The sequence below is a fragment of the Microbacterium hydrocarbonoxydans genome (genome assembly GCF_900105205.1).
Lineage (GTDB): Bacteria > Actinomycetota > Actinomycetes > Actinomycetales > Microbacteriaceae > Microbacterium > Microbacterium hydrocarbonoxydans.
Window position 1 is genome coordinate 3,512,876 of record NZ_FNSQ01000005.1, and the last position, 6,099, is coordinate 3,518,974.

Sequence of the window (6,099 nt, forward strand, 5' to 3'; positions counted from 1 at the left end):
AGTTTCAGCTTGCTCTCGTCAGACACTGATCGCATCCGTTCTCTCCCGACGTGCGGTAGTCAGTAGCGCGTTGCTATTGAAGACCGCAGACAGATCGAGCGCGAGAAGTCTGCGCCAGGCGAGGTTGTCAACCCATGCGCAGGCAAGAGGTGGGCAATCTGGTGATGCCAGCTCGCACAACTCCCGGCGAGTCTTGCTGTCAGTTGCCGCGTCGAGGATCCTGTCCTCGACGTCAGCAGGCGGCCTGCAACGGTCATGACGCGACGCCGACAACCATTCGACCACGCGGGTCGCATGGATGCTGTGGCCGGAAAGTACCTGATAGTGCCAGCCGAGCGTTGCCGACACAACCGCGGTTTCATCGAACTGCAGTTGCGCAGACTTGTCGATGCGTTCCTTTGGCCTCACGTCTCGAACGGCGTAGGAGTCGTCCGACATCTGCAATAGGAAATCCGGCACGTGCCAGTGACCCGCCATCGGCGAGCGAACGCCGAACACCACGCCAAATGGCTGCGACCACACCTTTGCTACTTGCCCGCCGAAATCGAGCCACATCAACTCGTCGCGCTCGAACTGAGACTCACACCATACGTGGCTACGGGTGCGACTCCAGAAGTACTCAGACCCCGTGAAAAAGTGGCTTGCGCCCTTCGATACTCGAACCTTCATCGGGTCGATGACCGACCAATCCAAACGGCCGAGACTTCGGTTGACCGGTGCGAACGAGACGCTATCCGCGTAGCCGGATGCGGAACGATGATCGCGCGGCACCCAGTGCAGCTCCGAGCCCTTCGAGAATCGTCGCCGTGCGATCAACCGTGCAATCTCAGCTGGCTTCATCACCACTCCAAGGAAGGCGGAGTACCTGAGTAGGCACATCGTTGTCGCCTGCGCCCAGGATCCGCCGGGTCGGCTTTGCCTGGCTCCCGACACACCGGTATGGCTCGGATTAGAGTTCGATCTGATGTCCGGCAACGACCGAACGAGAACACTGATGCCACCGCCGAGCAATCTGCAACGCTGAGACGGTGTGCAGGCGGTCGTCGTCGGAATTGCGTTGGAATGACGCAGTTGGCCTTCAGCTGACACGTCATCCTCCCGGAGGTGCTCTGTGTGTCAGCAGACCGAAGTTGCCGACGCGGCGACTTGCCCTGGCGGACGTCGGAAGCGGTAAGAGGCCCGCAGGACGGTGGCCCGGTTCGGCGGACGCATAGGGGATCTGCGTAGAGTGCGAGATGTGCCTCGAAATCCTCGCTTTCGCACCATTCGTGGTGCGATCGGAGCCATGCTCGCCGCGGTGTTCGCCATCGGTCTGAGCGGGTGTGCGCCGGATCCGGTCAGCGATTCCTTCCTCAAGGGTGAGAACACCGGGTATGTGGCCGCTGGCGGCGCGATCGTCGAGATCCCGATCGACGAGCGGAGCGAACCGGTCGACTTCAGCGGCATCACTGAAACTGGTGATGATTTCGACAGCGCAGACAACGCCGGCAAGGTCACGGTGGTGAACTTCTGGTACGCCGGGTGCGCGCCGTGCCGCATCGAGGCGAAGGATCTCGAAAGCGTCTGGCAAGAATACGGCGGCGAGGATGTAGCTTTCATCGGCATCAATACCCGCGACCAGGCCGACACTGCCCAGGCTTTCTCTCACGAGTTCGGCATCACCTACCCGAGCCTGATCGACGTGAACACGGCCGAGGCGAAACTCGCTTTCTCCGAGGTCGTGCCGATCCAGGCGACACCGACGACTCTCGTGCTCGACAGGCAGGGCCGTGTCGCCGCCCGCATCATCGGACCCATCGACGGCACCTCGATCCTCGACGCTCGTCAAGGACGCTCTGGCGGAGACACCGTGAACGCCGACACCATCATCGGGTCCGGTGCGCTCTGGCTCGCAGTCCCCGTCGCGATGCTCGCTGGCCTCGTGTCGTTCTTGTCGCCCTGCGTGCTCCGCTGGTCCCCGGCTACCTCGGCTTCCTTGGCGGGGTGGTCGCGCCGGACTCGAAGGGTCGCGCGACGAACGCAGTCGCGCCCCAGCGCCGTCAGCTCGTAGTCGGCGTACCGCTGTTCATCCTCGGCTTCAGCGTCGTCTTCGTTCTCATCACCGCGCTGGGCGGCACGGCCGGCGTGTTCTTCCTACGCTGGGGCGACCTGGTCACACGCATCCTCGGAGTCGTCATCATCCTGATGGGGCTCGTCTTTCTCGGGTTGTTCAATTTCGCCCAGCGGGAGGTCCGCTTCCACGTCGGCTCCCGGGCCGGAATCGCAGGGCGCCGCTACTTGGAGTGGCACTTGGTATCGGCTGGGCACCGTGCATGGGTCCGACGCTTGCCGCGATCATCGCGCTTTCGTTCAATGCTGGCGACCCTGTCCGTGCCGGCTTCCTCGGCCTCGCGTATTCGCTCGGCCTCGGCATCCCGTTCCTGTTGGTCGCATTCGGGTTCGGTTGGGCGGCGAAGACGGTCGAGTTCCTCCGTCGTCACATCCGGGTGGTGAACGTATGCGGAGGCATACTGCTGATCGTCCTCGGAATCCTGATGGTGACAGGGCTGTGGACCGACATCATGTCGCGGCTGACGGCGGTGATGGGTAGCGTCATTCTCCCTCTCTGAGATCCCTAGCAAGGATGTCGCGAGTGACGACTGGAGCAGCCCTCTCTACCCAACTGGTCATTGTGGGTGGCGCCACTTCGTGCTCCCATGTCGGAGCCTTAGATATAGACGCCGCGGTCTTCCATGAATCGGACGGGGTTGGTGTAACCACCATTGATGTAGACCTCGAAATGCAGATGGCAACCGAAGGAGCGTCCAGTGTCACCCGCGTAAGCGATGACCTGGCCCGAATTGACCCATTGCCCCCTGCCAACGAGGATGCCACTGGGTTTGATGTGCGCGTACCCGGTGCTGACGCCCCCGCCGTGTTGGATGCGGACGTAATTGCCGTAGTTGCCGTTCGCGCCGGCGTAGTCCACTGTTCCGGAGTTGGCGGCGTAGATCGCCGCTCCGCAGCCATTGGCCATGTCCGCGCCGTAGTGGTAGCTTCGAGGAGCAGCCCTGCGAACCGCAGATCGGGGTCCGCGGGCCGTAGCTTGAACTTCGGCCGCCCCCGTGGGGCCGGACCCAACCGCCGCTACCGGCAGAGCCTCCGCCGCCGCCGTTGCCGCCACCGTTGGCTGCCGCTTCCGCGGCTTTCGCGTTCGCGACGGGCGCGCTCTTCGGCCTCGCGCGCGGCCACACCCGACTGGTAACCAGCGACAGTCTGCGTGGTGGTGTCTTTCAGCGCGGCGAGCTGCGCCTGCATTCGTCTCGAGGTTCGCGGCTTGCTCGTCGAGCGCGGCCTGTGCGGCGTCGGCCGCTTCTTGTGCCGCAATCATCTTCTGCTCTGCGACCTGCTGCAGGGCGGTCTCGTTCGTCGCGGGCAACCTTCGCCTGATCGGTCAGCGATTGGGCGGTGTTGCGCGCCGAGATTGCGCCATCGTAGACCGACCGGTTGTACTCGAGAAGCTTGTCCATGGTGCCCAGGCGTGACAGGAGCTCATCGGCGTTGGCCGCGGAACCGGAGAAGAACAGTTGCAGTGCTGAATCATCTCCACCGTTGCGATACAGCTGTGCCGCAACTTGACCGGCCCTGCGCGCAGAGGTTTCGGCAATCGCTGATTGTTCGTCCGCCTGCGCCTGCAGGCTCTGAGCTTCCGTGATCGCAGCGAAGTACTCCTGCTGCGCTGCATAGAACTCGTCGGAGGCTGTATCGGCAGCAACCTGAGTCTCAGCGACCTTCCGCGTCAAGGACTGGATCAGCCCTTCGATTCGGGTGATCTCGGCAGCCTTGGCAGCTTCGTTGTTCTTGGCGCGTTGCACATCGTCCCAACTCGGGTACGACGCAGCGTACGCCGCTGAGTCGCCGGAGCCGATGCCGAGTGCAGCGAATGCAGCGACACCGAGCGCGCCGAGCCCGAAAGCGCCACGTCGAGTAACACTCAGCTTCCAGAACGAGTCGCGTTCGGCGGGCGTGGGTGCACAACCGCATTCTTCAGCCGCCTCCGTAGCCGCAGAGACGAGTCGTCCGTTCACTGTGCCCTCTCCTCGAGCTCGGCTTCGTGGATTCTGCTGCCATGGGCGCGCAGATTGGCCACGCTTGCATTGCCCGCCGTCTGGTCCATCGGCCGTACGTGGCCGCCGAAGTCGCGCCGACTCGCTCGTGATCTCTGATCAGTGGCCCATATCTGTCGCATCGAATTCGAGTTCGACTGTCCTGACACGAAGTTCACGCTTTCGGGTCCGTGTGGATGTCGGGCTCACCTTGTTGTGTTTGTTCTTTTTCACTTGCCGTACGACAACGGTGGTGGCGATCACCGCGGCACCTATGACAGCCACGGCGATGATGAGCGGGATCGCGATCGAAGCCACCTCGTTCTCGCCTGCGGATGCCGCCGGGGCAGGGGTGTCCGCTGCGGGAGGTTCGGTAGTTGGCCACAGCAGAGGGCGACGCCTTTGCCGGTTGCATCCGTGATTGTTCGTTCCCGCATGCTGGTTGGTCCCATCCCAGCCCTGGCTCGATGCCGGTGGGAGCGTACGTGAACGTGAAGCTCTCGGATATGGGGTGACCGTCGCTGGAGACGGCGTTCCAAAGCACGGTGTAGACGCCGGGTTCTCCGAGTGCGACCGGGGTGGTGAGGATGTTGCGGTCGATGGTGGAGCAGCTGGATTCGTAGAAGAGGCCGTCGGGTCCTTGCACTTGGGCGAAGCTTGCCTGGCTGAAGTCAATGAGTTCCCCGCTGAACGTGAGAGCGACGTCGTCGAGTTGGGTGACGGTTTCGTCTGCCCCGGGCACGGTGTCCAGGAGGTTGTCGTGCGCGAGAGCTGCGGGGGCCGGTGCGGCCACGATTCCCAGTGCGATGAGGGCAAGAAGTGTGCTGGCGAGCCAGCGGTGCGGTGGGTGGAGGTCACGGGCGTGGGTCCTTTCGTCCGGCGGGCACGGGGTGCTGTCGGTAGGTCTGTTGTTGCGTTTCGTGTGGAGGACGGAGAAGCCGGTGAGGATTGCGAGCATTCCCGCGATCATCAAGGTGGCGGCTCCGGCGAGGGCCTGGTCCTGCAGGGGGGTGGGTCCCCACGTCCGCCCATGGCGCCAAACCACTCCGCGACGATGAGGTCGGAGCGAGCGATAGTGGCGATGCCGAAGAAAGTGGCCACGCCTGTGAGCGCAGTGAGTGAGGCCACACGCCACCGCCCCTCGGGAGTCGTGGACGCGTTCGGGGAAAGCGATCGTACGAAGAGGCACCGGTGACGAGGAGCTGGCTGATCATCCATTCCGCTCCGAGCTGGTCGTAGAGCGACCATCGGAACAGGTCGGAGTAGTGGAACAACCACAGCGACGTGGCGAACAGGGACGCGGCGACGACGGGGCGACGAGTAAACCGGGCCAGGGGGCTGTGGCGGCCAGAGAAGCCATTCGCGCGGTCCTCGGCTTCCATCGTCCCGTGGGTGGATGACCAAGGTTGCGAGGGTGATCGGCGCCGCGAAGACAAGGAGCAAGGGATCGCGAGACTGAGGAGAGCGAAGGCGAGGAATCGCATACTGATGAGCGAATCGTCATAGGCTGCGATCGGCCCACTGGTCGTCCACAGAAAGCGCCCCCATCCCCGCAATCCAGCTGATCGTGCGCCTGGCTGGCCACGGATACCCGCGGCGCCGTGCGCGTCGGACGCCGACGAGGTAGAAGACGATTCCGAAACCCGCGACGAGCACCCAAAGGAGGTCGGGACTCCACGCCGTGAACCATCTCTGCAGGGTGAGTGCGACCGGGACGGGTGCGTCGGTGAGGATCTCCGCGGCGGTGGTCTGCGGCAGGGTGATCGCATCGGCGGGGGCGGCGGTGCGGGCGAGGGCGGCGGCGACCCCGCTCGCGACACCCATGAAACCGAGTTCGACGCACACGATCATCCAGAAGGCGCCACGGCCCTCGCTGGTCTTTGCGATGAGTCGGCGGCGGTAGGCGGCACCCAGGACGCCCATGACCAAAAGCGCGCCGATCTTTGTGAGAAGGAGGATGCCGTACGGTTGAGGCCAAATCCTCCCACCGGCCGAGGGCTGTGAGCGTCCGCGC

6 protein-coding genes and 2 pseudogenes are annotated in these 6,099 nt (G+C 63.9%); 2 read left to right on the plus strand and 6 right to left on the minus strand.

Translation table 11 applies throughout. The features are described from left to right. Positions 1-18: 18 nt before the first annotated feature. Positions 19-840: a TnsA-like heteromeric transposase endonuclease subunit gene (locus tag BLW44_RS17135; RefSeq protein ID WP_167347459.1), complete on the minus strand. Its 822-nt coding sequence runs from the start codon at positions 838-840 to the stop codon at positions 19-21. A gap of 445 nt (positions 841-1,285) precedes the next feature. Between BLW44_RS17135 and BLW44_RS17140 the strand changes: the two are divergent. Continuing rightward, positions 1,286-1,741, plus strand: a pseudogene (locus tag BLW44_RS17140) (TlpA disulfide reductase family protein); the annotation flags it as partial. A 108-nt stretch (positions 1,742-1,849) separates the two neighbouring features. Continuing rightward, positions 1,850-2,609: pseudogene (locus BLW44_RS17145) on the plus strand (cytochrome c biogenesis CcdA family protein). A 98-nt stretch (positions 2,610-2,707) separates the two neighbouring features. Here the strand turns inward: BLW44_RS17145 and BLW44_RS18315 are convergent. The 5 genes from BLW44_RS18315 to BLW44_RS17165 form a co-directional block, all read right to left on the minus strand. Next, positions 2,708-3,016 (minus strand): M23 family metallopeptidase, encoded by a 309-nt coding sequence (locus BLW44_RS18315; RefSeq protein ID WP_254775090.1) that lies wholly within the window; start codon positions 3,014-3,016, stop codon positions 2,708-2,710. A 256-nt stretch (positions 3,017-3,272) separates the two neighbouring features. Beyond that, positions 3,273-4,067, minus strand: a complete 795-nt coding sequence (locus BLW44_RS18320; RefSeq protein WP_254775133.1) for a coiled-coil domain-containing protein — start codon at positions 4,065-4,067, stop codon at positions 3,273-3,275. 193 nt (positions 4,068-4,260) lie between these two features. Next, positions 4,261-5,043 (minus strand): copper resistance CopC family protein, encoded by a 783-nt coding sequence (locus BLW44_RS17155; RefSeq protein WP_254775134.1) that lies wholly within the window; start codon positions 5,041-5,043, stop codon positions 4,261-4,263. Further along, positions 4,940-5,569 carry a cytochrome c oxidase assembly protein gene (locus BLW44_RS18655; protein WP_420811377.1) on the minus strand — a complete coding sequence of 210 codons (630 nt, stop codon included), beginning with the start codon at positions 5,567-5,569 and terminating at the stop codon, positions 4,940-4,942. Before BLW44_RS18655 ends, BLW44_RS17155 begins: the two co-directional genes overlap by 104 nt. A 16-nt stretch (positions 5,570-5,585) precedes the next feature. Continuing rightward, positions 5,586-6,065: a CopD family protein gene (locus tag BLW44_RS17165; protein ID WP_276526214.1), complete on the minus strand. Its 480-nt coding sequence runs from the start codon at positions 6,063-6,065 to the stop codon at positions 5,586-5,588. Between the last annotated feature and the right edge of the window lie 34 nt (positions 6,066-6,099).

What these genes read in the sequence shown, in the direction of transcription:
- BLW44_RS17135 (WP_167347459.1), bottom strand. Translation starts at nt 840, where the DNA reads ATGAAGCCAGCTGAGATTGCACGGTTGATCGCACGGCGACGATTCTCG.
- BLW44_RS18315 (WP_254775090.1), bottom strand. Translation starts at nt 3,016, where the DNA reads ATGGCCAATGGCTGCGGAGCGGCGATCTACGCCGCCAACTCCGGAACA.
- BLW44_RS17155 (WP_254775134.1), bottom strand. Translation starts at nt 5,043, where the DNA reads ATGCTCGCAATCCTCACCGGCTTCTCCGTCCTCCACACGAAACGCAAC.
- BLW44_RS18655 (WP_420811377.1), bottom strand. Translation starts at nt 5,569, where the DNA reads ATGCGATTCCTCGCCTTCGCTCTCCTCAGTCTCGCGATCCCTTGCTCC.